This is a genomic window from Pigmentiphaga sp. NML030171, assembly GCF_002188635.1.
Taxonomy (GTDB): domain Bacteria; phylum Pseudomonadota; class Gammaproteobacteria; order Burkholderiales; family Burkholderiaceae_B; genus Pigmentiphaga; species Pigmentiphaga daeguensis.
This window is the reverse complement of record NZ_NINX01000036.1, coordinates 156,630-179,053: the sequence shown is the minus strand read 5'-3', so window position 1 is coordinate 179,053 and position 22,424 is coordinate 156,630. Positions and strand designations below refer to the sequence as shown.

The window sequence follows — 22,424 nt, the reverse complement described above, 5'->3', positions numbered from 1 at the left end:
GGACTTAGTGTCCGATCGGGCCGGATATTTTCCGGCAGGTCGACCGATCGGCAATCAAGTAGGAGATCGACCTTGAACAACATGTTCTCCAAAGTCGCGGTCTGGATGGTGATCGCATTCGTCCTGTTTACGGTCTTCAAGCAGTTCGAGGGCCGTACCCGTCCGCAGGACACCGTGTCCTACTCCCAGTTCATGGAAGAGGCCAAGGCCGGGCGCATCCAGAAAGTGGACATCCAGGGCGATGTGCTGAGCGTCACGCCCACCGACGGCCGTCCCTACAGCATCACGTCCCCCGGCGATCTCTGGCTGGTCAGCGACCTGATGAAGTACGGCGTCCAGGTATCGGGCAAGGCCAAGGAAGAGCCCTCGCTCTTCATGAGCATCTTCGTCTCGTGGTTCCCGATGCTGCTGCTGATCGGCGTCTGGATATTCTTCATGCGCCAGATGCAGGGCGGCGGACGCGGCGGCGCGTTCAACTTCGGCAAGTCGCGTGCGCGCATGCTGGACGAGAATTCGAACACGGTCACCTTCGCCGACGTCGCGGGCTGCGACGAGGCCAAGGAAGACGTCCAGGAACTGGTCGACTTCCTGCGCGACCCCTCGAAATTCCAGAAGCTGGGCGGCCGCATTCCGCGCGGCGTGCTGATGGTGGGCTCGCCGGGTACCGGCAAGACCCTGCTGGCGCGCGCCATCGCCGGCGAGGCCAAGGTGCCGTTCTTCAGCATCTCCGGCTCGGACTTCGTCGAGATGTTCGTCGGCGTGGGCGCGGCCCGCGTGCGCGACATGTTCGAGAACGCCAAGAAGCATGCCCCCTGCATCATCTTCATCGATGAAATCGACGCTGTCGGCCGCCAGCGCGGCGCCGGCCTGGGCGGCGGCAACGACGAGCGCGAGCAGACCCTGAACCAGATGCTGGTGGAAATGGACGGCTTCGAGACCGGCCAGGGCATCATCGTGATCGCCGCCACCAACCGGCCCGACGTGCTCGACCCGGCGCTGCTGCGCCCGGGCCGCTTCGACCGCCAGGTCGTGGTGCCGCTGCCCGACATCCGCGGCCGCGAGCAGATCCTGAAGGTCCACATGCGCAAGGTGCCGGTGTCGTCCGACGTCGACGCCACCATCCTGGCCCGCGGCACGCCCGGTTTCTCGGGCGCGGACCTCGCCAACCTCGTGAACGAGGCCGCGCTGTTCGCCGCCCGCCGCAACGGCCGCACGGTGGACATGCTGGACTTCGAGAAGGCCAAGGACAAGATCATCATGGGCGCCGAGCGCCGCTCCATCGTCATGCCCGAGGAAGAGCGCCGCAACACCGCGTACCACGAGTCCGGCCACGCCATCGTCGCCAAGATGCTGCCCAAGACCGACCCGGTGCACAAGGTCACCATCATCCCGCGCGGCCGCGCGCTGGGCGTGACCATGCAGTTGCCCGAGGGCGATCGCTACAGCATGGACAAGGACCGCATGCTGAACACCATCGCGGTGCTGTTCGGCGGCCGTATCGCCGAAGAGGTCTTCATGAACCAGATGACCACCGGCGCCTCGAACGACTTCGAGCGGGCGACCCAGATCGCGCGCGACATGGTCACCCGCTACGGCATGACCGACTCGCTGGGCCCCATGGTCTATGCCGAGAACGAAGGCGAGGTGTTCCTGGGCCGCAGCATCACCAAGACGACCCAGGTGTCCGAGGCGACCATGCAGAAGGTCGATGGCGAGATCCGCCGCATCATCGATGAGCAGTACGCGGTGGCGCGCAAGATCCTGGAGGACAACCGCGACAAGGTCGAATCCATGACCCGCGCGCTGCTCGAGTGGGAAACCATCGACGCGGACCAGATCAACGACATCATCGACGGACGTCCGCCGCGGCCGCCCAAGGCCTCGGATTCGGCCGGCGCGCCGCCCAACACGCCGCCCAGCACCGGCGGCGTCGCGCAGAACGCAACAGCGGTGGCTTAGCGGTCCCCCTACGCGCTTGGCGCGGCCCCCAGGGGCGGCACTGGCGGACCGGCGGAGCCGGATCCGCCCTGGGAGGGCAACTGGCTGGTGGAGGGCGGCGTTTTTGCCGCCCTTTGTTGTTTCGTGGCGTAAGCATGCATGCAGGGTTCCGTGCCAATTCATTCTGATAGTCCGCTTCGGCTTCAGTGCGGTCGCTTTTCTCTTGAGTTTTCCCGGCCGCTGGTCATGGGGGTCATCAACGTCACGCCGGATTCGTTTTCCGATGGGGGGAAGAGTCTGGCGCTGGATGCGGGGATCGCGCATGCGCGGCAACTGGTCGCCGAAGGGGCCGACATGCTGGATATCGGCGGCGAGTCGACGCGGCCGGGGGCCGCGCCGGTGTCGTTGGAGGACGAGCTGGCAAGGCTGTTGCCGTTGATCGAGGCGCTGCGGGATTGCGGGGTGCCGTTGTCGGTGGACACCTTCAAGCCGGCGGTGATGCGGGCGGCGCTGGATGCGGGCGCCGACATGATCAACGATATCTACGGATTCCGGCAGCCGGGGGCCATCGAGGCGGTGGCGCGGGGGGCGAGCGGTTTGTGCGTGATGCACATGCAGGGCGAACCGCGCACCATGCAGCAGGCGCCGGTCTACGGTAACGTGGCCGGCGAGGTGGCCGCCTTCCTGCGCCAGCAGGCGCAGCGCCTGCTGGCGGCAGGCGTGGCACGCGAGCGGATCTGCCTGGACCCGGGATTCGGGTTCGGCAAGACTACCGCCCACAACTACCAGCTCATGCGTAGTTTGCCCACTATCGGTGCGCTGGGATATCCGCTACTAATCGGAGTGTCCCGCAAGACCATGATCGGGGCGGTGACCGGCAAGCCCGTGGGGGAACGGGTGGCGGGCAGCGTCGCGGCGGCCCTGGCCGCGGTGGATCGCGGGGCGGCCATCGTCCGCGTCCACGACGTCGCGGCCACCGTGGACGCCCTGAAGGTCTGGCAAGCGGTGCAGGCCTGGGACGAATGATGGCCGCGCGCTCTCGCGCGGACAAGAACAACAAGCAGGGGGCCATCCAAGATGGTTGGACGACGCAAGTATTTCGGAACCGACGGCATTCGGGGCAAGGTCGGATCAAAGGTCATCAACGCGGAATTCGCGCTGCGCCTGGGGTATGCGGCCGGTCGGGTCCTGACGGCCGAACATCGCGAGGGAGGGAAGCCGGTCGTCCTGATCGGCAAGGACACGCGCATCTCCGGCTACATGCTGGAATCGGCGCTCGAGGCCGGGCTGTCCGCGGCGGGCATCGACGTGCTGCTGGCCGGTCCCATGCCCACGCCGGCCATCGCATACCTGACCAGGGCGCTGCGCCTGTCGGCCGGCATCGTGATCAGCGCTTCGCACAATCCCTATTTCGACAACGGCATCAAATTCTTCTCGGCCACGGGCATGAAGCTGGCCGACGAGGTCGAGCTGCGCATCGAGGCGGCGCTGGGCGAACCGGTCGGATGCGTGCCGTCCGGCAAGCTGGGCCGCGCCAAGCGCCTGACGGATGCCGCGGGCCGCTACATCGAATTCTGCAAGAGCGGATTCCCCAACGATCTCGACCTGACCGACATGCGGCTGGTGATCGACGCGGCCCATGGCGCGGCCTATCACGTGGCGCCTGCCGTGTTCGAGGAGCTGGGGGCCACCGTCAGCTGTATAGGCTGCGCGCCCAACGGCATGAACATCAACGACGGCGTCGGCGCCACGCACCTGGATGCGCTGGCCGAGGCGGTGGGAGCGCAGAAGGCCGACCTGGGCATCGCGCTCGACGGCGATGCCGACCGCGTGTTGATGGTCGATGGCGACGGCAGGCGCTACAACGGCGACGAGCTGCTGTATGCCATCGTGACCGACCGCCTGCTGGCCGGACCGGTCGCGGGCGTGGTCGGCACGCAGATGACCAATCTTGCCTTCGAGCACCGGATGCGCGACCTGAACGTGCCGTTCGCGCGCGCCGCCGTGGGCGACCGCTACGTGCTGGCGATGCTGCGCAAGAAAGGCTGGCTGTATGGTGGCGAGAGTTCCGGCCACGTGCTGTGCCTGGACCGGCATACGACCGGGGACGGCACCATGGCCGGGCTCCAGGTCCTGGCGGCGATGCGCCGCCAGGGCAAGTCGCTGGCCGAGCTGTTGGAGCCGCTGCGGCTGTATCCTCAGAAGCTGGTGAACGTTCCGCTCGCGCCGGGCCTGGACTGGCACGAGCACGCCGGGCTGGCCCATGCCAGGGAAGAGGTCGAGCGGCGCCTGGACGGCCAGGGACGGGTACTGATCCGTGCCTCGGGTACGGAGCCCAAGCTGCGCCTGATGGTCGAGGCGGCCGAGGAGGCCCTGGTCGACGAGTGCCTGGGACTCCTGTCCGCCAGCCTGGCCTAGGGTCTGTCAAGCCTCAGTCATGCCCGGCAGGCAAAATCGGGAGCTTCGATCATGACCATGCAAGCAGCATCCATGAACCTGATTCTCTGGCGCCACGCCGAGGCTGAAGACGGCCCGAACGACCTGCAGCGCGCCCTGACGCGGCGCGGGCACAAGCAGGCCGAGGCCGTCGCCGCGTGGCTCCGGGCCCATGGCCCTTCCGACCTGATGGTCATGGCCAGCCCCGCGGTGCGCACGCGCCAGACCGCCGACGCCCTGGGCTGCGACTACACCGTCGTGCCGGAACTGGCGCCCGAGGCCGCGCCCGCCCACGTCCTGGCCGCCTCCGGCTGGCCCCTGTCGCCGCGATCGGTGCTGGTGGTGGGCCACCAGCCCACGCTGGGGCGTGTGGCCAGCACCCTGCTGGCCGGCGAAGACCTGCCCTGGAGCCTGAAGAAGGGCGGCCTGTGGTGGCTGGCCCGCCGCCAGCGCGACGAAGACTTCCAGGTCGTCGTCCGCGCGGTCATCAATCCCGAGTTTGTCTAGGGAAGCCCACCCTCTACCCGCTTCCGCGGGCCCCCTCAAGGGGGCGATGCGGGTGGACCGGCGGAGCCGGATCCACCGCATCCTGGGTCTAGTACCCGTTTCTCGGGTTGTGGCGCCGGTGCTTCAGTCCAAGACAGTTTCCCTAGACCCAGGAAACCGCGGATCCGGCTTTGCCGGTCCGCCGGTTTCGCCCCCTGGGGGGCGCGCGTAAGCGCGTAGGGGGGGGCTCCATTCGTAAGCAGGCGTTTCAACAAGGGCACGAATTGTGACCGATTCATGGTACCGTCATTATTCTGTCAATGACGTGAAACGCTAAGCACCGACACTCGACTTACCTGTCAAGGAGTGTGCATATGCTCGAATTCACCCGCATCGAAGCGCGTCGCGGCCTGGCCGACGAACTTCAAGGCGGTGTCCAGACCCCCGGCCTGGCTGTGGGGCTGGCGCGTTCCTGGGAAGAGGTCCGGCAAGCCCAGCGCCTGCGCTACGAGGTGTTCACCGAAGACATGGGGGCCGTGTTCCCGACCGCCATCGACGGCATCGACGAGGACCGGTTCGATGCATGGTGCGAACACCTCATCGTGCGCGAACTGGATACCGGCCGGGTCGTGGGCACCTACCGCATCCTGGGGCCCGATCAGGCCCGCCAGGCCGGCGGCTACTATTCCGAATCCGAGTTCGACCTGTCCGGCCTGGGCGCCATCCGCAGCGAGCTGGTCGAGTTCGGACGTTCCTGCACCCATCGCGACTACCGCAGCGGCGCCGTCATCATGCTGCTGTGGTCGGGGCTGGCCGAGTTCCTGCGCCGCACCGGAAAGCGCTACGTGTTCGGTTGCGCCAGCGTCAGCCTGCGCGACGACGGCGCGACCGCGGCCGGGGTGTACCGCTCGGTGGCGGCCGACATCGAACAGGCCCGCGACCTGCGCGTGCAGCCGCTGCACCGCCTTCCCGTCGAGCGCCTGGACTGCAACCTGCCGACCCGCGTGCCGCCGCTGATCAAGGGCTACCTGAAGGTGGGGGCCCGCGTCTGCGGCGAACCGGCCTGGGACGCCGATTTCAACACGGCCGATTTCCCCATGCTGCTGTCCATCGACGCGCTGGACGATCGCTATCGCCGGCACTTCGGGCTGGAATCCCAGGTCTCGAGGCGTTCGTGAGGTCCGTGGCGTCGCCTGGCCGCCGCCTGGCGGCCGCGTTCCCGCGTCCGTCGGCAACGCGGCGCAGGCGCTTGCGGTTGACGCGGCGGCTGCGCCGCACCGGGGTGAAGGTATTGCGCCGGCTGACCCGGCGCCTGCGTTCAGAGCTCAAGCAGCTCGAACGTGAATCCCACCTTGCGCCATTCTGATTCCTCGGCGCGCAGCGTGAAGTCGGTCAGCGGGTGCGCACTCATCCAGGCCGCGTCGGTCTTGACGATGATGGACGATCCCTTGACCGAGACCTTGATGGGCGGCGCGGCGATGTCCTCGCGCCGGCGGTAGAGAATGGCCGCCAGGCGCAGGCACAGGATGGCGATCCATTGCTCGTGGTGGTTGACCAGGTGCTGGAGCTTGGCCAGCTTGCCCTGGTGGCCCAGCGCCAGGAGCGCGAGCAGCGCCTGGTCCTGGCGCGAGAAGCCCGGCATGTCGGCGTGTTCGAGGATGTAGGCCGAGTGCCGGTGATAGGTGTTGTGGGCGATGGACAGGCCGATCTCGTGCAGGTCGGCGGCCCAGCCCAGCACCCGGGTCAATTCCTGGTGCTCGTCGGCGGGCATGGGCACCAGTTGCTTGAACAGTTCCAGCGCCGTCTGGCGCACGCGCGTGGCCTGGGCGCGGTCCACCTTGTAGCGGCTCATGAACTGGCGCACCGTGTCGTCGCGCTTGTCCAGCGAGGCGTCGCGGCCGGCCAGGTCGTACAGCACCCCCACGCGCAGCGCGCCGTCGGCCGTGCGCATCACGTCCAGGCCCAGCTCGTCGAAGATCGCGCTCATGATGGCCAGGCCCCCGGGCAGCACCGAGATGCGGTCCGGCTTGATGCCCGCCAGCTGCGCGCGTTCGACCGTACCGGCCTTGATCAGCTTGTCCTTGAGCTTGTCCATGCCGCGGCGCGTGATGCCGGATTCCGAAAAGCCGGACTCGGTCAGGATCGCGCCCAGCGCCTTGCTCGTTCCCGACGAGCCGTAGGCTTCCTGCCATCCCGCCTTGCGATACTGCTTGGCGATGACCTCGATCTCGCGGCGGGCGGCCATTTCGGCCTGCTTCATGGCGTGGGCGTCGATGATGCCGTCGGGGAAGTAGGCGCGGCTGAAGCTCACGCATCCCATGTACAGCGATTCCATCAGCTCGGGCTCGAAGCGCCGTCCGACGATGAACTCGGTCGAGCCGCCGCCGATGTCGACCACGAGCCGCTTGGCGGGGGAAGGGGGCAGGGAGTGCGAGACGCCCGAGAAAATGAGGCGCGCTTCCTCGCGCCCGGCGATGACCTCGATGGGAAAGCCCAGGGCCTCTTCCGCCAGCGGCAGGAACTCGGCGACGTTGCGCGCCACGCGGAACGTGTTGGTGGCCACTGCCCGCACGCGTTCCGGATGGAAGCTGCGCAGGCGTTCGCCGAAACGGCGCAGCACCTGCAGCGCGAAATCGGTGGTCGAGGTATCCAGCGTCTTGTCCGCCCGCAGGCCCGCCGCCAGCCGCACGGTTTCCTTGAGCCGGTCGACCGGGTAGATCTGGATGGTCCCGCCTTCGTCGACCACGCGGCCGATCACCAGGCGGAAACTGTTGGAGCCGAGATCGACGGCGGCGAGCAATTGGTTCATGGAATGGAAAGAAGGAATGCGAACTGCAAGAATAAGGCGCTTCGATGACAGAATGGTTGCACTGTCATAAGGTAGTCATCATTTTGACGCAAAAATAACCGTCTCAGCTTCGTCGCCCATTTTTGCGGATATTCCATGGTTGCCAGATTGCCTGCCAAAGACCTGTTCCTGAATCGCGAGCTTGCCTTGCTCAAGTTCAACGAACGAGTGCTGGCCCTGGCCGAGGACGACCGGGCGCCCCTGCTCGAGAGATTGCGGTTCCTGTGCATCGTCGCATCGAACCTGGACGAGTTCTTCGAGATCCGCGTGGCCAGCCTGCATGAACAGGTGCGGCAGAATCCCGGTGCGCGCGGGTTGGATGGCCGCACGCCGGCCGAGGTCGTGCAGCGTGTATCCGAGGCCGCCCATGCGCTGGTCGAGCGCCAATATGCCTTGCTGAACCGCGAGGTGCTGCCGCGGCTGCAGGCCGAGGGCATCGTGCTGCACATGGCGCAGAGCTGGACCCCGGCGCAGCGGGCGTGGGCGCACGAGGTCTTCCGGCTGGACGTCATGCCGCTGTTGACGCCCATCGGCCTCGACCCGGCCCATCCTTTCCCGCGGGTATTCAACAAGAGCCTGAACTTCGCCGTCCAGCTGTCGGGACGCGACGCCTTCGGCCGCAATGCCGCCATCGCCATCGTGCAGGCGCCCCGCGCCTTGCCGCGCCTGACGCAGATGCCGCCCGAGCTGTCCGGCCACCCTCACGGCTACGTCATGCTGACCTCGTTCATGCAGGCCTTCGTGGGCGACCTGTTCCCCGGCATGACGGTGGACGGCTGCTACCAGTGGCGCCTGACGCGCAACAGCGACCTGTTCGTCGATGACGAGGAAATCACCAACTTGCGCCAGGCCCTGCAAGGCGAGCTGACGCAGCGGCATTTCGGCGACGGCGTCCGGCTGGAGCTGGCCGACTCCAGCCCGGTGGAGCTCGAGAACTTCCTGCTCAAGGAATTCTCCCTGACGCCCGCCGACGCCTACCGGGTGGACGGGCCGGTCAACCTGGCGCGGCTGATGCAGCTGGTGAACGGCATCAACCGGCCGGAGCTGAAATTCCCGCCGTTCCGCGCGGCCATTCCGTCCCCCTTCGACCGCAACAACCTGACGCCGGACGAGCTGTTCAAGGCCATCGCCACGCAGGACCGGCTGCTGCACCATCCCTACCAGTCGTTCCAGCCGGTCATCGATTTCCTGACGGCGGCGGCGGCCGATCCCGGCGTGGTCGCCATCAAGCAGACCATCTACCGCACCGGCGAGGACTCCGAGCTGATGCGCCTGCTGCTGGCGGCCGCCCGTTCGGGCAAGGAAGTGACCGTGGTGGTGGAACTGATGGCACGCTTCGACGAGCAGACCAACATCAACTGGGCCGCCCGGCTGGAAGAGGTGGGCGCGCACGTGGTCTACGGCGTGGTGGGGCACAAGACCCACGCCAAGATGGCCCTGGTGCTGCGTCATGAGCGCGGCCGCATCCGCCGCTACGGCCACCTGGGCACCGGCAACTACCATCCCAGCACCGCGCGCCTCTACACCGACTTCGGCCTGTTCACCGCCGATGCGCGCATGTGCGAGGACATGGAGCAAATCTTCTCGCAACTGACCGGACTGGGCGCGCGCCGCCACCTGAAATGCCTGCTGCAGGCGCCGTTCTCGCTGCACGAGACCATGGTGGCGCTGGTCCGCCGCGAGGCACGCCATGCGCGGGCGGGCAAGCCGGCGCGGATCATGGCCAAGATGAACTCGCTGCTCGAGCCCTCGGTAATCGAGGAGTTGTACAAGGCCAGCCGCGCCGGCGTGCGCATCGATCTGGTGGTGCGGGGCGTATGCACCCTGCGCGCGGGCGTCCCCGGGCTGTCGGAGAACATCACCGTGCGGTCCATCGTCGGCCGCTTCCTGGAGCATTCGCGGGTGTTCTACTTCCTGAACGGCGGCCAGGAGATGGTCTACCTGGCGTCCGCCGACTGGATGGACCGCAATTTCTTCCGCCGGGTCGAGGTCGCTTTCCCCATATTCGACCCGGCCCTGAAGAAGCGGGTGATCGATGAATCCTTCACCTTCGCCCTGTGCGACAACCAGCTGGCCTGGCAGCAGCAGCCCTCGGGGGATTACGTCCGGGTGCGATCGCGCCGCCGGCCGTTCAACCTCCATGCGCACCTGATGAAGGCGCTGGGCGGTTTCGACGAAACAGCCGGTTAGGCCCGGCGCGACCGCAGCAGCGCGGGCGTCAGTACCAGCGTGGCCAGCGCCAGCCCGACGCCCACCATGAAGCTGCCGCCGTAGCCCGCCAGCGCGGCCAGGGCCATCAGCGACGAGGACGCGGCCATCTCGCCCAGGTCACGCATGCTCTGCACGGCGGTCATGTCGGTGCCGGCCTGGTCGCGCGCGTGGGCGAAGCGCATGGCGGCGGTCATCATCGCGACGGATGCGCTGCCGGCGCCGAAGCTGGTCAGCAGCGTCGCCACCCAGACCGCGTAGGCGGGCAGCGCGGGCGAGGTCCACGCCAGCGCGGTCCAGACCGCGGCCGCCACGCCCGCCGAGGCGATGCCGGTGAAAAACACCGGCCAGGTGCCCAGCCGCGACACCAGCCAGGCGCCGCCTCCGCATCCCAGGACGATGGTGACTGCGCCGCCGACCATGCCCACCTGCCCGATCTTCTCGAGCGCCCAGCCGGCATCGACCAGCAGCAGCTTGGACAGTCCGTGGCAGGCCACCACGGTCACGGCGGACAGGAAGGCGGCGGCGACCAGGGCCCAGGCATGCCGGCCTGACCGCAGGAAGCGCCACAGGCTGGCCTGCCGCGGGCGCGGCCATCGATCGGAGAGGGACGCGGGCTCGCGCCAGGCGGCGACCAGCGCCAGGCTGAGCGCGATGGGCAGGGCCAGGAGCAGCAGCGCGCCCGTCAGGCCGACGCGCGCATAGGCCATCAGGAACACCGGGCCGCCGTAGAAGAAGCCGATCATGGTGCCGGCGACCTGGACCGCGTTGGCGGTGCCGAGCACATGGGGTTCGAACCGTTCGGCGACCAGGCCGTCGGTGGCGATGTCCTGCGTGGCGCTGGCCAGCGACGCGGCCACCGACAGCGCCAGCAGATAGGGCAGGGTGGCCTGCGTGACACCGATCGCCATGACGCCCAGCAGCAGCGCCAGGACCAGCGCCTGCATGGGCAGGATCCAGCTGCGCCGGCGTCCCAGGCGTGGCGACCAGTGGTTGTCCACGATGGGTGCCCAGCCGCATTTCAGTACCCAGGGCAGGCTTACCAGGGGTAGGTAGGCCAGGGCCCCGAGGCTGGCGCCCTGGCCGCGCAGGATGGCCGGCAGCGCTTCCATCGCGAGCCCGAAGGGGATGCCCTGGGAAGCGTACAGGCAGGCGATCATGGGCCATTGCAGCAGCGTGGCGCCGCGCCGTGTAGTGGAGGCGGGGGAATGGGTGTGCATGTCAGTCTTCCTGGTCGTGGGGGCGGTGCAGGCGGTGCTCGCTGCCGGTGGCGGGAGTGACGAACATCAGGCGGCCCGGCTGGCCTACCTCCAGCCGGTGCCACCATCCCTGGGGAACGACGAGGGATTCGCCCGCGACGACTTTCAGTTCGCATTCGGCGCCCGCGTCCGCGGCCAGGACGACACGCAGCGATCCCTCCAGCAGCGTCAGGATTTCGTCGCCGCGCGGATGCCGCTCCCAGTGGTTGCCGTGGACCGAGGCGGTATCGGAAATGGGTTTGATGCCCATGATCCAGCCGGCCCGCGGCAGGCCATTCCGCTGGAAGGGCATCAGATGGACGGTCGCGTCGGCCTGGAGGACGGCCAGCGAAGAGGACAGCGCGAAAAGCCGGGGCTGGCGCGAGGCGTCGCCGGCGGGGGCGGGGAGTTTGTGTCGGGTCATGATGGATGGCGAAAGGAAAAACGGGCGAGCCGCCACGTCAGGGTGCCCGCCAGGATCAGCAGGAGGTCGAAGGCCAGCGCCGGCAGTTGGGCGGCCAGCGGGTGGCCGGCCTGGCGCGCCAGGTCGGCGATGGCCGCCAGCCAGAGCAGCAGGCCGGCAAGCCGCAGCGCGGCCGTGGTGCGCCGGCCGCCGTGTCCGGGCCAGGCGAAGCCGGCGGCCGACGCCAGCCAGGAGCCCCAGAAGGCCCACGCTTGCAGCGCCGGCCGGTCCGGCATGGCGTCCGGCGTCAGGCAGGTCATGGCCAGGAGCACGCTGCACGAGAGCGTCAACCCCAGGCAGACGCCTTGTGCGATCCGCCTCGGCCAGGCCAGGGGACGCTCCGGCGTTGCCCGCCGCCGCAGCCAGAGCCAGGTGCCGGAGGCGGCCAGCAGCGCGGCGGCCAGGCCGCCCGCCGCATGCAGCCAGCGGCTGGCCGTGCCGCCGTACTGCGCGAAGTGCAGGGGCTGGATGGCGATGAACGCCTGGGTCCAGGGCCCACGCTGCGCCGCGCTGTCGTGGCGCAGCAGCGCGCCGTCGCGCAGGCGGTAGTGGAAGCGCTCGAACACGCCGGTGCTCAACTGGCCGGCGCCGTGGCCGCGCAGGGTGGCGTAGGCCTGTGCATCGCCCCAGTGCCGGATGGCGACGCTTTCCACCTGGAATCCGGGATGGGCCTGCCGGTGCCTGTCGACCAGGGCGTTCAGGCTGGACATGGCGGCGGGCTGCCCCAGCGCGGGGAAGGAAGCATTGTCCATCAGCGCCTGCATGGCCCGGCGCGGGTCGTCGGGGAAGGCGTGGGGCGCCAGGTTGACGGTCGCCAGCGCGCCCAGGCCCGAGAAGATGCCCGTCACCGCGATCAGCAGCAGGAGCGGCGACAGCCAGAGTCCCAGCAGCTTGTGGACGTCCAGCGCCAGCGTCCGGACATCCGCGCCGATGCGCAGGCGCAGCAGTCCGGGGGACCGGCGGGGATGGTTGGCCACACCGCCCACGACCAGGAAGGCCAGCGCGAAGCCGAACAGGCTGACGACCACCCGCCCCGGAAAGCCCGCGTGCAGGGTGTTGTGCAGCGTGACCAGCAGCTCCGCCGCGCCGCCACGGGTGGCGGGCATGGGACGGGCATCGTCGGCGCGCAGGACCAGCGCGGCCTGGCCGGCGGCCGGCCGGCCGCCGGCGGAGGCCACGATGGCATGGCGCCGCAGGCCGTCCGGCAACTGGATCATCAGCGACGCGGCATCGCCGAATCGCGCCTGGCCCGCATGCAGCAGGGCGTCCAGGTCGGGTCGCGGGGCGGGGGCCTGCCGCTCGGATGGCATCTCCCAATAGCGGACTTCCTGCTTGAGCACGGCGAACACGCCGGTGAGGCAGACCACGAACAGCACGAGGCCCACGATCATGCCGGCCCACGCGTGGGTGACGGCCACGGCGCGGCGCATGGGCACGGCTGCGCGTGTGCCCAGGAGCAGGCTGCCGCCCAGCAACAGCAACTGCGCCAGCACGCCGATGAACATGCCGGCATACAGCCGGTCCAGCGCATCGTCCAGCGGCGCCCGGCGCGCGATGGCGATCGCCAGCCCGATGGCGGCCGCGGGGGCGCCCAGGACGGCCAGGCCGGTGCGCAGGGGCCAGTGCGGAGCCGGCACCCTAGTACTCCATGCGCAGCGTCAGCGCCACGCTGCGGGGTTCGCCGTAGCGGTTGTTCCAACTGGTGCCGGACAGGCTCTGGTAGTAGCGCCGGTCGAACAGGTTGTTGACGTGCAGCGCCGCGCTCATGTGTTTGTTGATGCGGTAGCCGATCCGCAGGCTGGCCAGGGCATAGCCGCCCTGGCGCAGGGTCACGCCGCCGGACTGCACGGTGTAGGCGCTTTGCGCCTGGATGCCCACGCCCGCGCTGAGCCGGCCATCGTTTCCGGGCAGTACGGTATTCGTCCAGAGCCTGAAGATGTGCTTGGGCGTGAAGCGGGCGAAGGGCTGTCCCTGCGACTGAGCATCCTTCAGGTACTCCGTGGCGTTGTAGGTATAGCCCAGCGACAGGTCCAGCCCCGGCATGACCCGGCCGTTGACTTCCGCCTCGATCCCGCGGCTCTCGACTTCGCCGCCAGCGATGTAGTAGCAGACTGCGCCCGCGCAAGGATGCGCGGGGTCGGTCTGCGCGCGGTTGCGCTGCCGGATGTTGAAGAGGGCCAGGCTGGCATCCAGCCGCCCTTCCAGCAGGCCGCCCTTGATGCCGACTTCCCGGTTGCTTCCCTGGACCGGATCCAGCATGCCGCCCTCCCACGTGGTCTGTGTCTGGGGCTGGAAGACCTGTGCGTAGCTGGCGTAGAGCGCCCACTGCGGCGTGATGTCCAGGACCAGGCCGCCATAGGGCGTGAACTCGCTGCTGAGCCGGGAACTGGCGGAGGCGGTGTCCTGCTTCCATCGGCTCACCCGTCCCCCCAGGATCAGCTTGAGAGGATCGGCCAGCGAAAACCGGCCCATCGCATAGATGCCCGACTGGACCATGCGCGTCGGCCCGCGCGACGCGTAGGGACCGACCGCTGGTTCGGGCACGCTGCGCGGATCCCATTTCCATACGTCCACCGGCACGCCGATCGGCGCCAGGAAACTGGCGGAGAACTGCTCGGTGCTGGTGCGCAGGTGGTTGATCCCGACCAGCGCCTCGTGCCGCCGGCCGAACAGGGTGAAGGGGCCGTTCAGGTAACCGTCGGCGCTGGTCTGGCGGTTCTCGAATTCATAGGCGCCGCCGGTCAGGCGCGGACCGGTGCCCGTTGCGGGATCGACCGCGCCATTGGCGCCGGCATATTTCAGGTCGGCGTCGCCCGTCAGGTGGTTGACGTTGAGCCTGGCGGTCCAGCCGTTGTCGAACGCATGCTCCAGGCCGGCGAACAGCCGCGTGTTGTCCCAGTCGAAGCGGTCCCAGGCGACATCCAGGTAGGTCGAGCGCGGCAGGCCGATATCGCGGCCGTCGCGATAGAAGGGAACCCCGGCCATGTTGGTGATGGAACGGATGCGCTGGTGATGGACACCCACCGACAGCACGGTGGCGGGGCCCAGGTCGAGTTCAGCCGTGCCGTACAGATTGGTGGACTTCTGGCCTGCCACGTCGTAGAAGAAATCGCGGTCCTCATGGCTGGCCACCAGCCTTGCGCGCAGGCTGCCGCTTTCGTTCACCGGGCCGCCCACGTCCGCTTCGGCGCGGTAGCGGTTCCAGCTGCCGGCGGTCAGCGCGCCGCGCGCCTCGAACCGCCGCGGCGCCCGCCTGAGCACGAGGTTGACGGTGGCGGCCGGGTTGCCCGTGCCCTGGAGCAGGCCGTTGGCGCCGCGCAGGATTTCCACCCGTTCGTACATGCCCATGTCTTCCGGCGCACCGGCCGTCTGGCCCATGAGCACGGGCACGCCGTCCTGCTGGAAGGAGTCGATCTTGAAGCCACGGGCGTAGTAGCCCGTGGTGAGCTGCTGATAGGGCTGGACGGTGATCCCGGGCGCCTGCTGCAGCACTTCCTCCAGCGTCTGCAGGTTCTGCTGCTGCATGCGCTCGCGGTCGATGACGGTGATCGACTGCGGCGTTTCCTTGGCGGACTGCGACGTCTTGAGCAACGACGACGGCGTGTCCGCGCCGCCGGTGACGGTCACCGCGGGCAGCATGCTGGCCGGCGGCTCGGGGACGGCCTGGGCATGGACACCGGCGCCCAGCAGCATGATGGCCGAGGCCAGCGCGGTGCGGGCCGGGCCGGGTCGGAAGGCGCCAGGCCGGGAATGAAATGGCTTGCGGATATCCACGGAGACCCTCTCCCTTTCTTGAATTGAGAATCAATCTCAACAATTCTAGGGAGGGCGCCGGGGACGAATTGGCGGTTGCCGGTATCAATCTGGCGATCGGGCGTATCCGCGGGCTAGCGGCGCAGTCCGCGCGGCGCGATGCCGAAACGTTTCTGGAAAGCCTTGGAGAAATGCGAATCGCTGTAGCCGGCGGCAAACGCGGCCTGGGCCACGGTGCATCGGCCGGCGGCCAGCATGCGATAGGCGAGTTCGAGGCGCTGGTCGCGCACGAATTGATAGACGCTGCAGCCGAACACGGCCCGGAACCCCCGCGTCAGCGTCGTGACGTTCAGGCCGACCTGGCGACCCAGGGCCGCCAGGCCGGGCGGATCGGAAAGCTGTTCGAGCAGCCGCGCGCGGGCCTCGTGCAGCGCGTCGAGCTGGCGCGGCGACAGCATGAGCGCATCGGCCTGGGCCGGGCTGGCGGCGGGAGTCAGTTCCAGGCCGGCCAGCACGGTGGCGGTCAATTCCAGCGCCTTGCCGGCCAGGTAGAGATCACGCAGGTTCCCGCGCAGGGGGCAGGCCAGCAATTGCCGGCCCAGGGCCTGCAGGATCCGGTTGGCCTGCCGGTCGAGGAAAAACGGGGTGTCGGTGCCGTTGCGCTGGCGGGCATGCCGCCCGATGTCGAGGTCCAGGCCTTCCTGCAGCGCTTCCTCGGGCATGCGCACGGCCACGTAGCGCAGCGGTGAGGCGGCATGGAAGGCATGGCTGACCATGAACGGGCTGCGGCTCAGGCTGAGGTGGACCGCGGGGCCCTTGAGACCTATCTGGCGGTGTTTTTGCATCGAATAACGCAGTTCCCCGCCCAGCAGCAGGACCAGCTTCAAGCCGGCGTCGTTCTGCTCGGTAATGGCCTGGTCTTGATCCATGCGCAATATGCCACCGCTGATGGACAGCGAGGCGGTCATCGCGGGGACATGCCATTGTTCGGGCACGGGAGCAGGCATCATTTTTTTATGAATGAGAATCGTTAATGATTCTACATGTCCAGTTCCATGACCGTCATGTGTGCTGTCATGGTCATGTCATATTTGCTACGTAATCTGACGCCGTCGTGAGTTTTACCTCCCACAAAGCAGAGGACCTGCAAATGTTCAAACTCGTATTCAAGCAAGTGTCGGTGGGCGTCGTGCTGGGCGTTGCCGCGTTGTCCGCGCACGCTGCCGACATCACCGGTGCCGGCGCGTCGTTCCCCTATCCCATCTATGCCAAGTGGGCCTCGGACTACAAGGCTGCCACGGGCAACACGGTGAACTACCAGTCCATCGGTTCGGGCGGCGGCCAGAAGCAGATCATCGCCAAGACCGTGGATTTCGGCGCGTCGGATGATCCGATGAGCGGTGAAGACCTGGCCAAGAACGGCCTGGTCCAGTTCCCGGCCGTGATCGGCGGCATCGTCCCCGTGGTCAACCTGCAAGGCATCCAGCCCGGCCAACTGAAGTTCACCGGCGCGCTGCTGGCCGACATCTACCTGGGCAAGGTCAAGAAGTGGAACGACGAGGCCATCGCCAAGCTGAACCCCGGCGTGAACCTGCCTGCTGCCGACATCATCGTCGTCCACCGCTCGGACGGTTCGGGCACGACCTTCGGCTGGACCAACTACCTGTCCAAGGTTTCCGCCGACTGGAAGTCGTCCGTGGGTGAAGGCAAGGCCGTCAAGTGGCCCGCCGGCCAGGGCGGCAAGGGCAACGAAGGCGTCGCCAACTACGTCAAGCAGTTCCCCGGCGCCATCGGCTACGTCGAATACGCCTACGCCAAGCAGAACAAGCTGGCGCACGGCCAGGTCCAGAACAAGGACGGCAAGTTCGTCCAGCCGGAAGAGGCCGCCTTCGCCGCCGCCGCCGCGAATGCCGACTGGAAGAGCGCGCCGGGCATGGGCGTGATCCTGAACAACGAGCCGGGCGAGAAGAGCTGGCCCATCACCAGCGCCACCTTCATCCTGATGCACAAGGCTCAGGACAAGCCGACGCAAGGCGCCGAAGTCCTGAAGTTCTTCGACTGGGCCTTCAAGAACGGCAAGAAGTCCGCTTCGGAACTGGACTACGTGGCGCTGCCCGACGCGGTGACGACGCAGATCCGTTCGCTGTGGAAGTCCGACATCAAGGACGCCAGCGGCAAGTCGCTGTACTGATCCGCCGAGGTGCCATAGTGGCGTGAAACGGGGCCGGGCGGAGTCGTCCGCCCCGTTTTTCGCGTCTCCTGGCCCCCGGGGTCGACCTGTCTCCCTTTCCGGAAACTCCCATGAGCGCGGTCCTTGATAACATTTCGGGCGAGATTCGAGGAAATTCTTCCTCCGAGCCGACTACTACCGGGAATACGCCCCCGATGAAGAAAAACCGTAACGCGGCCATGGACGCGTTGTTCAAGAACCTGACCCGGTTCTTCGCCTTTGCCGTGCTGAGCCTGCTGGCCGCCATCCTGGTGTCGCTGGTCTTGGGCAGCCAGATCACGCTCGAGAAATACGGCGTCTCGTTCCTGTGGTCCTCCGAATGGGACCCGGTCAACAATGAATACGGCGCGCTGGTGCCCATCGTCGGCACGCTCATCACCTCGGCCATCGCGCTGCTGATCGCGGTGCCGGTGTCGTTCGGCATCGCGCTCTTCCTGACGGAGCTGTCGCCCACCTGGCTGCGCCGGCCGCTGGGCACCGCCGTCGAAATGCTGGCGGCGATTCCCTCCATCATCTACGGCATGTGGGGCCTGTTCATCTTCGCCCCGCTGTTCAAGCAGTACGTGCAGCCCTTCCTGATCGCCACGCTGGGCAACATTCCGGGGGCCGGCATCCTGTTCCAGGGGCCGGCCTTCGGCATAGGCGTCTTCACCGCCGGCATCATCCTGGCGGTGATGATCATTCCCTTCATCACCGCCGTGATGCGCGACGTGTTCGAACTCGTGCCGGCCATGCTGAAGGAGTCGGCCTACGGGCTGGGCGCGACCACCTGGGAAGTCGTTTCCCGCGTGGTGCTGCCGTTCACCAAGGTCGGCGTGGTCGGCGGCATCATGCTGGGGCTGGGCCGCGCGCTGGGCGAGACCATGGCCGTGACCTTCGTCATCGGCAACGCCTACCGGCTGTCCGGCTCGCTGTTCGCGCCGGGCAATTCGATCGCCTCGTCCCTGGCCAACGAATTCGCCGAAGCCTCCGACGACGTGCACCTGTCGGCGCTGATCGAGCTGGGCCTGATCCTCTTCCTCATCACCACCATCGTGCTCGCCTGCTCGAAGCTCCTGCTGCTGCGCCTGGCGAAGAGCGAAGGCGCCCGGTCCTAAGGAGCCGCGATGTCCGTCATCACCATGCAGAACTCCGTCTACCGCCGCCGCCGGCTGACCAACAAGGTCATGCTGACCCTGTCGGCGGTCGCCCTGGTGTTCGGTCTCTTCTGGCTGTTCTGGATCATCCTGACCTTGCTGTCCAAGGGCGCCGCGGCGATATCGCCCGCGCTGTTCACCGAGATCACGCCTCCTCCGGGGCAGAACGGCGGCCTGCTCAACGCGCTGCTGGGCAGCGTCATGATGGCCGGCATGGGCACGCTGATCGGCACGCCCATCGGCATCCTGGCCGGCACCTACCTGGCCGAGTACGGCCAGCGCGGCTGGCTGGCCCCGGCCACGCGCTTCATCAACGACGTGCTGCTGTCCGCGCCGTCGATCGTGATCGGCCTGTTCATCTATACCGTGTTCGTCGCGCGCATCCAGCACTTCTCGGGCTGGGCGGGCACGCTGGCCCTGGCCGTGATCGTGATCCCGGTCGTGGTCCGCACCACCGACGACATGCTCAAGCTGGTGCCCAACAGCCTGCGCGAGGCTTGCATCGCGCTGGGCTGCCCGCACTGGAAGATGATCACCATGGTGTGCTATCGCGCCGCGCGTTCGGGTATCGTCACCGGCATCCTGCTGGCCGTGGCCCGCATCGCCGGCGAGACCGCGCCGCTGCTGTTCACCGCGCTGAACAACCAGTTCCTGTCGTTCAACATGAACGCTCCCATGGCCAACCTGCCCGTCACGATCTTCCAGTTCGCGATGAGCCCCTTCGCCGACTGGCAGCGCCTGGCCTGGGCCGGCGCGACGCTGATCACGCTGCTGGTCCTGGCCATCAACATCATTGCTCGCATCATGTTCCGCAAACAGGCCGCCTGACGCCCGCGACAAACCGGACACGCCATGGAAAACATCGTCAACATTTCGAATCCCAAGCTGGAAGTCAAGAACCTGAACTTCTACTACGGGAAATTCCACGCCCTGCGCAACGTCAGCATGCAGATTCCCGAGAAGCAGGTCACGGCCTTCATCGGTCCGTCGGGCTGCGGCAAGTCGACGCTGCTGCGCACCTTCAACCGCATGTTCGAGCTCTATCCCGAGCAACGCGCGGAAGGCCAGATCAACATGGACGGCGAGAACCTGCTGACCTCGAAAATGGACATCTCGCTGATCCGCGCCAAGGTCGGCATGGTGTTCCAGAAGCCCACGCCGTTCCCGATGAGCATCTACGACAACATCGCCTTCGGCGTGCGCCTGTTCGAGAACCTGAGCAAGGGCGAGATGGACGAGCGGGTGGAATGGGCCCTGACCAAGGCCGCGCTGTGGGAAGAAGCCAAGAACAAGCTGCACCAGAGCGGCCACAGCCTGTCGGGCGGGCAGCAGCAGCGCCTGTGCATCGCGCGCGGCATCGCCATCAAGCCCGAGGTCCTGCTGCTGGACGAACCGTGCTCGGCCCTGGACCCGATCTCCACGGCCAAGATCGAGGAACTGATCGCCGAACTGAAGAACGACTACACGGTGGTCATCGTTACCCACAACATGCAGCAGGCGGCGCGCTGTTCCGACTACACCGCCTACATGTACCTGGGCGAGCTGGTCGAATTCGGCGTGACGGACCAGATCTTCATCAAGCCGACCAAGAAGGCGACGGAAGACTACATCACCGGCCGTTTCGGCTGAGCCTTCCGGCTCCGCGCGCCGGTATCCGCTCAAGGAACCGGTCGCGCCGCGCGGGCGGCCGGTGGCAGCCGCCTTCCCACCCGGGCGCCCCCCCGAGCGTCGCCGCGTTCAATAGATGAGCGGATTCAGGCTGATCCAGCCCCGCACGTCCACGATGCCCAGGCGAGCCTTGGCACCCGCGGGCAGCGGCTCGCGCGTTCCACGGGAGATCCGCTGGCCCGGGGTGATGGGCACGAACGGCACGTCGGCGGCGGCTGGCGGCGCGATCCAGTGGCCGAGGTCGTTCTCGTCCTGTGCCAGCCAGAGGGGTTGCGCGCGGGCATTCTCCGGCAGGCCTTGGGGGCGTGCCACCCCGGCGGAGTTGTTGTTCGCCAGTGCGCTCAGGAACCCGGTGATGCGCAGGACGCCTGGTTCGGCGGCGTCCGATACGATCAGGAGGCCCCGCTGCAGGTTGTCGTCATCATCGGCGTCGCTGGGCGGGGGAATGTGCAGCGTGACGGGAATCAGGAAGTTCTCGGGAGCGTCGACCGCAAAGCGCATGCCGTCGGGAAGCGCGGAAAAATAGATGGGCGTGCCGGCGTCGTCCAGGTTGAACCAGCCTTGCATGAAAGACGGGTCGACAAGCTTGTCGACGGTGCTGTCCGTCAGCGGCTTGATGGCGGTGATCCAGCCGGAAGCGTCCTGGACCGCGGCGAAATCGCGGGCCACGAGCGCCCGGTCCACGGCATTCAAGGGCGCGTCGACCGAGGTCGGGGCGGTCGGCGAGCCATCGTGCCAGTCGATGGCGCCGACGGTGGGCAGCGGCAGCTTGGTATTGTCGGTGCCGACGTCGGAATGCTGCCGGATGAAGCCGCGCTGCGCCTCGGGCAGGAAGGCCAGCGAGGCGTAGGTCTTCGTGTCGGCCGATGTCTCGGCGACGCGCTGCGGCAGGTAGAACGTCAGGCCGGCCAGGTTGGAGAAGGCCGCGGTGTGCTTCTGGTGGACCACGGCGCGCTCCAGGGCTTGCGTCAGTCTTTCCCGCTGTCCGTCGGCCAGCCTGATGCCGTTCCAGTCGAACATGCGCAGGTCGACCAGTTCCGCGGGGCCGGGGGACAGCAGGACCGAGCCGAAGATGAATGCCTTGGCGCGGGCCTCGGCGATGTCCAGCCAGGTCTGCACCGGGTCGGCGGCCAGTTGCCCGTTCAGCGTGGCGCCGATGTCGGCCAGCGCGGCGCCAACTTCGCCTATCCGGCTCAGGTCCACCAGCGACAGCGTGGCTTCGGCCGCGGGATCTTCCTTCAACTGCTTGGCGATGAAAGCGTCGACGATGGTGCGGCCGAAGGCTTCGGTGCTGTCCGTGGGGGACCGGGTCAGGTGCGACACCAGCGCGGCCCAGTCCTGGCCGGTGCCGGGCTCGAGCTCCTGCGACGCGATCATGTAGTCCGCATAGGGAGCCAGGGCCTGCCCGACTTCCACCGAGCCCATCAGGCAGGCATCGAAGCCTACCAGGGCGAGCTTGCGCCCGGAAGCCTGGGTGGCGGGGGCCAGCGCGCCGCGTATGTCGTCCAGCGACAGCGCGTTGTTGGTGAACGGGTCGGAACCTATGCCCCGGTTGGGGCCGCCGCCGTGGTCCCATAGCACGAGCATGGTTCGTTCGGCCGGGTAGGTCTTCATGCCCCAGGCGAGGAAGTCCCGCAAGGTCTGGGCGCTGCCCATGTCCACGGCGCCCAGGTCGTCCAGCAATTCGACCTGCTGGCCGCGTACGCGCTTGCGCTGTACGGTGCGCCAGCCATCCTTGTCGGCGGCGCCGGTGGTCAGCACGACGTTCACCCGGTCACTGGGCGCGACGCTCTGCATCTCGGCGATGTTGCCGGTGGCCGCGCCGTTTTCGCTTTCGAGGTTGGTGCCCATCATGTAGACGAGCAGGGTGATGTCCGCCTTGGCGGCCGGCTGGCTGCCGGACCCCCCGCAACTGACGACGAGCAAGGCCAGCGCCGCGACGGCGAATGCCGATCGCAGGCGAGCCGCGAAGATGCGGAAAGCCGGGAGATTGGGGGCGGGCATGCGACTGTCCTCTTGT

General features: G+C 67.6%; 17 protein-coding genes. 10 read left to right on the top strand and 7 right to left on the bottom strand.

Annotation, left to right across the window (positions count from 1 at the left end):
- Nucleotides 1-72: 72 nt before the first annotated feature.
- The 5 genes from ftsH (at nt 73) to CDO46_RS17225 (ending at nt 6,038) form a co-directional block, all read left to right on the top strand.
- Nucleotides 73-1,959: an ATP-dependent zinc metalloprotease FtsH gene (ftsH, locus tag CDO46_RS17245; protein WP_087839711.1), complete on the top strand. Its 1,887-nt coding sequence runs from the start codon at nt 73-75 to the stop codon at nt 1,957-1,959.
- 138 nt (nt 1,960-2,097) lie between these two features.
- Nucleotides 2,098-2,964, top strand: a complete 867-nt coding sequence (gene folP / locus CDO46_RS17240; RefSeq protein ID WP_087839710.1) for a dihydropteroate synthase — start codon at nt 2,098-2,100, stop codon at nt 2,962-2,964.
- 51 nt (nt 2,965-3,015) lie between these two features.
- Nucleotides 3,016-4,356 (top strand): phosphoglucosamine mutase, encoded by a 1,341-nt coding sequence (glmM, locus tag CDO46_RS17235; RefSeq protein WP_087839709.1) that lies wholly within the window; start codon nt 3,016-3,018, stop codon nt 4,354-4,356.
- A gap of 72 nt (nt 4,357-4,428) precedes the next feature.
- Nucleotides 4,429-4,881 (top strand): histidine phosphatase family protein, encoded by a 453-nt coding sequence (locus tag CDO46_RS17230; RefSeq protein ID WP_087839708.1) that lies wholly within the window; start codon nt 4,429-4,431, stop codon nt 4,879-4,881.
- A 353-nt stretch (nt 4,882-5,234) separates the two neighbouring features.
- A complete protein-coding gene (locus CDO46_RS17225; protein ID WP_087839707.1) occupies nt 5,235-6,038 on the top strand; it encodes a GNAT family N-acetyltransferase in 804 nt (267 codons plus the stop codon).
- Nucleotides 6,039-6,178: 140 nt separating this feature from the next.
- Here the strand turns inward: CDO46_RS17225 and ppx are convergent, their stop codons facing one another.
- Nucleotides 6,179-7,669 (bottom strand): exopolyphosphatase, encoded by a 1,491-nt coding sequence (gene ppx / locus CDO46_RS17220; RefSeq protein WP_087839706.1) that lies wholly within the window; start codon nt 7,667-7,669, stop codon nt 6,179-6,181.
- A 135-nt stretch (nt 7,670-7,804) separates the two neighbouring features.
- On the opposite strand from ppx, the gene ppk1 reads away from it, so the two are divergent.
- The gene (ppk1, locus tag CDO46_RS17215; protein ID WP_087839705.1) at nt 7,805-9,898 is read left to right on the top strand and encodes a polyphosphate kinase 1; all 2,094 of its coding nucleotides are present in this window, start codon (nt 7,805-7,807) and stop codon (nt 9,896-9,898) included.
- Here the strand turns inward: ppk1 and CDO46_RS17210 are convergent.
- The 5 genes from CDO46_RS17210 to CDO46_RS17190 all read right to left on the bottom strand — a co-directional run bounded on the left by CDO46_RS17210 (nt 9,895) and on the right by CDO46_RS17190 (nt 16,380).
- Nucleotides 9,895-11,136 (bottom strand): RhtX/FptX family siderophore transporter, encoded by a 1,242-nt coding sequence (locus CDO46_RS17210; protein WP_087839704.1) that lies wholly within the window; start codon nt 11,134-11,136, stop codon nt 9,895-9,897. The two genes, ppk1 and CDO46_RS17210, sit on opposite strands and share 4 nt — an antisense overlap.
- Before the next feature lies 1 nt (nt 11,137).
- Nucleotides 11,138-11,578, bottom strand: a complete 441-nt coding sequence (locus tag CDO46_RS17205) for a cupin domain-containing protein (RefSeq protein WP_087839703.1) — start codon at nt 11,576-11,578, stop codon at nt 11,138-11,140.
- Complete coding sequence (locus tag CDO46_RS17200; protein WP_087839702.1) at nt 11,575-13,254, bottom strand: PepSY domain-containing protein; 1,680 nt, start codon at nt 13,252-13,254, stop codon at nt 11,575-11,577. The genes CDO46_RS17205 and CDO46_RS17200 overlap by 4 nt, the downstream gene beginning before the upstream one ends.
- Nucleotide 13,255: 1 nt before the next feature.
- Entirely contained in the window at nt 13,256-15,391 is a 2,136-nt protein-coding gene (locus tag CDO46_RS17195; RefSeq protein ID WP_369597222.1) for a TonB-dependent siderophore receptor, read from the bottom strand.
- A gap of 113 nt (nt 15,392-15,504) precedes the next feature.
- On the bottom strand, nt 15,505-16,380 hold the full coding sequence (locus CDO46_RS17190) for an AraC family transcriptional regulator (protein ID WP_087839701.1): 876 nt from the start codon (nt 16,378-16,380) through the stop codon (nt 15,505-15,507).
- A gap of 140 nt (nt 16,381-16,520) precedes the next feature.
- Between CDO46_RS17190 and pstS the strand changes: the two genes are divergently transcribed.
- From pstS to pstB, 4 genes are all read left to right on the top strand, one after another.
- Nucleotides 16,521-17,561 (top strand): phosphate ABC transporter substrate-binding protein PstS, encoded by a 1,041-nt coding sequence (gene pstS, locus CDO46_RS17185; RefSeq protein WP_087839700.1) that lies wholly within the window; start codon nt 16,521-16,523, stop codon nt 17,559-17,561.
- 110 nt (nt 17,562-17,671) lie between these two features.
- Nucleotides 17,672-18,697 (top strand): phosphate ABC transporter permease subunit PstC, encoded by a 1,026-nt coding sequence (gene pstC / locus CDO46_RS17180; protein WP_087839699.1) that lies wholly within the window; start codon nt 17,672-17,674, stop codon nt 18,695-18,697.
- 9 nt (nt 18,698-18,706) lie between these two features.
- Nucleotides 18,707-19,564: a phosphate ABC transporter permease PstA gene (gene pstA / locus CDO46_RS17175; RefSeq protein ID WP_243724434.1), complete on the top strand. Its 858-nt coding sequence runs from the start codon at nt 18,707-18,709 to the stop codon at nt 19,562-19,564.
- 24 nt (nt 19,565-19,588) lie between these two features.
- Nucleotides 19,589-20,365 (top strand): phosphate ABC transporter ATP-binding protein PstB, encoded by a 777-nt coding sequence (gene pstB / locus CDO46_RS17170; RefSeq protein ID WP_087839698.1) that lies wholly within the window; start codon nt 19,589-19,591, stop codon nt 20,363-20,365.
- 108 nt (nt 20,366-20,473) lie between these two features.
- On the opposite strand, the gene CDO46_RS17165 is transcribed toward pstB, so the two are convergent.
- Complete coding sequence (locus CDO46_RS17165) at nt 20,474-22,408, bottom strand: clostripain-related cysteine peptidase (RefSeq protein ID WP_087839697.1); 1,935 nt, start codon at nt 22,406-22,408, stop codon at nt 20,474-20,476.
- Between the last annotated feature and the right edge of the window lie 16 nt (nt 22,409-22,424).

Bases quoted from the DNA above. Each gene is read 5' to 3' on its own strand.
- pstB (WP_087839698.1), top strand. From the start codon at position 19,589: ATGGAAAACATCGTCAACATTTCGAATCCCAAGCTGGAAGTCAAGAAC.
- CDO46_RS17225 (WP_087839707.1), top strand. From the start codon at position 5,235: ATGCTCGAATTCACCCGCATCGAAGCGCGTCGCGGCCTGGCCGACGAA.
- pstC (WP_087839699.1), top strand. From the start codon at position 17,672: ATGAGCGCGGTCCTTGATAACATTTCGGGCGAGATTCGAGGAAATTCT.
- CDO46_RS17165 (WP_087839697.1), bottom strand. From the start codon at position 22,408: ATGCCCGCCCCCAATCTCCCGGCTTTCCGCATCTTCGCGGCTCGCCTG.
- pstA (WP_243724434.1), top strand. From the start codon at position 18,707: ATGTCCGTCATCACCATGCAGAACTCCGTCTACCGCCGCCGCCGGCTG.
- CDO46_RS17190 (WP_087839701.1), bottom strand. From the start codon at position 16,380: ATGATGCCTGCTCCCGTGCCCGAACAATGGCATGTCCCCGCGATGACC.
- pstS (WP_087839700.1), top strand. From the start codon at position 16,521: ATGTTCAAACTCGTATTCAAGCAAGTGTCGGTGGGCGTCGTGCTGGGC.
- folP (WP_087839710.1), top strand. From the start codon at position 2,098: ATGCAGGGTTCCGTGCCAATTCATTCTGATAGTCCGCTTCGGCTTCAG.
- CDO46_RS17210 (WP_087839704.1), bottom strand. From the start codon at position 11,136: ATGCACACCCATTCCCCCGCCTCCACTACACGGCGCGGCGCCACGCTG.
- ppk1 (WP_087839705.1), top strand. From the start codon at position 7,805: ATGGTTGCCAGATTGCCTGCCAAAGACCTGTTCCTGAATCGCGAGCTT.
- ppx (WP_087839706.1), bottom strand. From the start codon at position 7,669: ATGAACCAATTGCTCGCCGCCGTCGATCTCGGCTCCAACAGTTTCCGC.
- CDO46_RS17230 (WP_087839708.1), top strand. From the start codon at position 4,429: ATGAACCTGATTCTCTGGCGCCACGCCGAGGCTGAAGACGGCCCGAAC.
- glmM (WP_087839709.1), top strand. From the start codon at position 3,016: ATGGTTGGACGACGCAAGTATTTCGGAACCGACGGCATTCGGGGCAAG.
- CDO46_RS17205 (WP_087839703.1), bottom strand. From the start codon at position 11,578: ATGACCCGACACAAACTCCCCGCCCCCGCCGGCGACGCCTCGCGCCAG.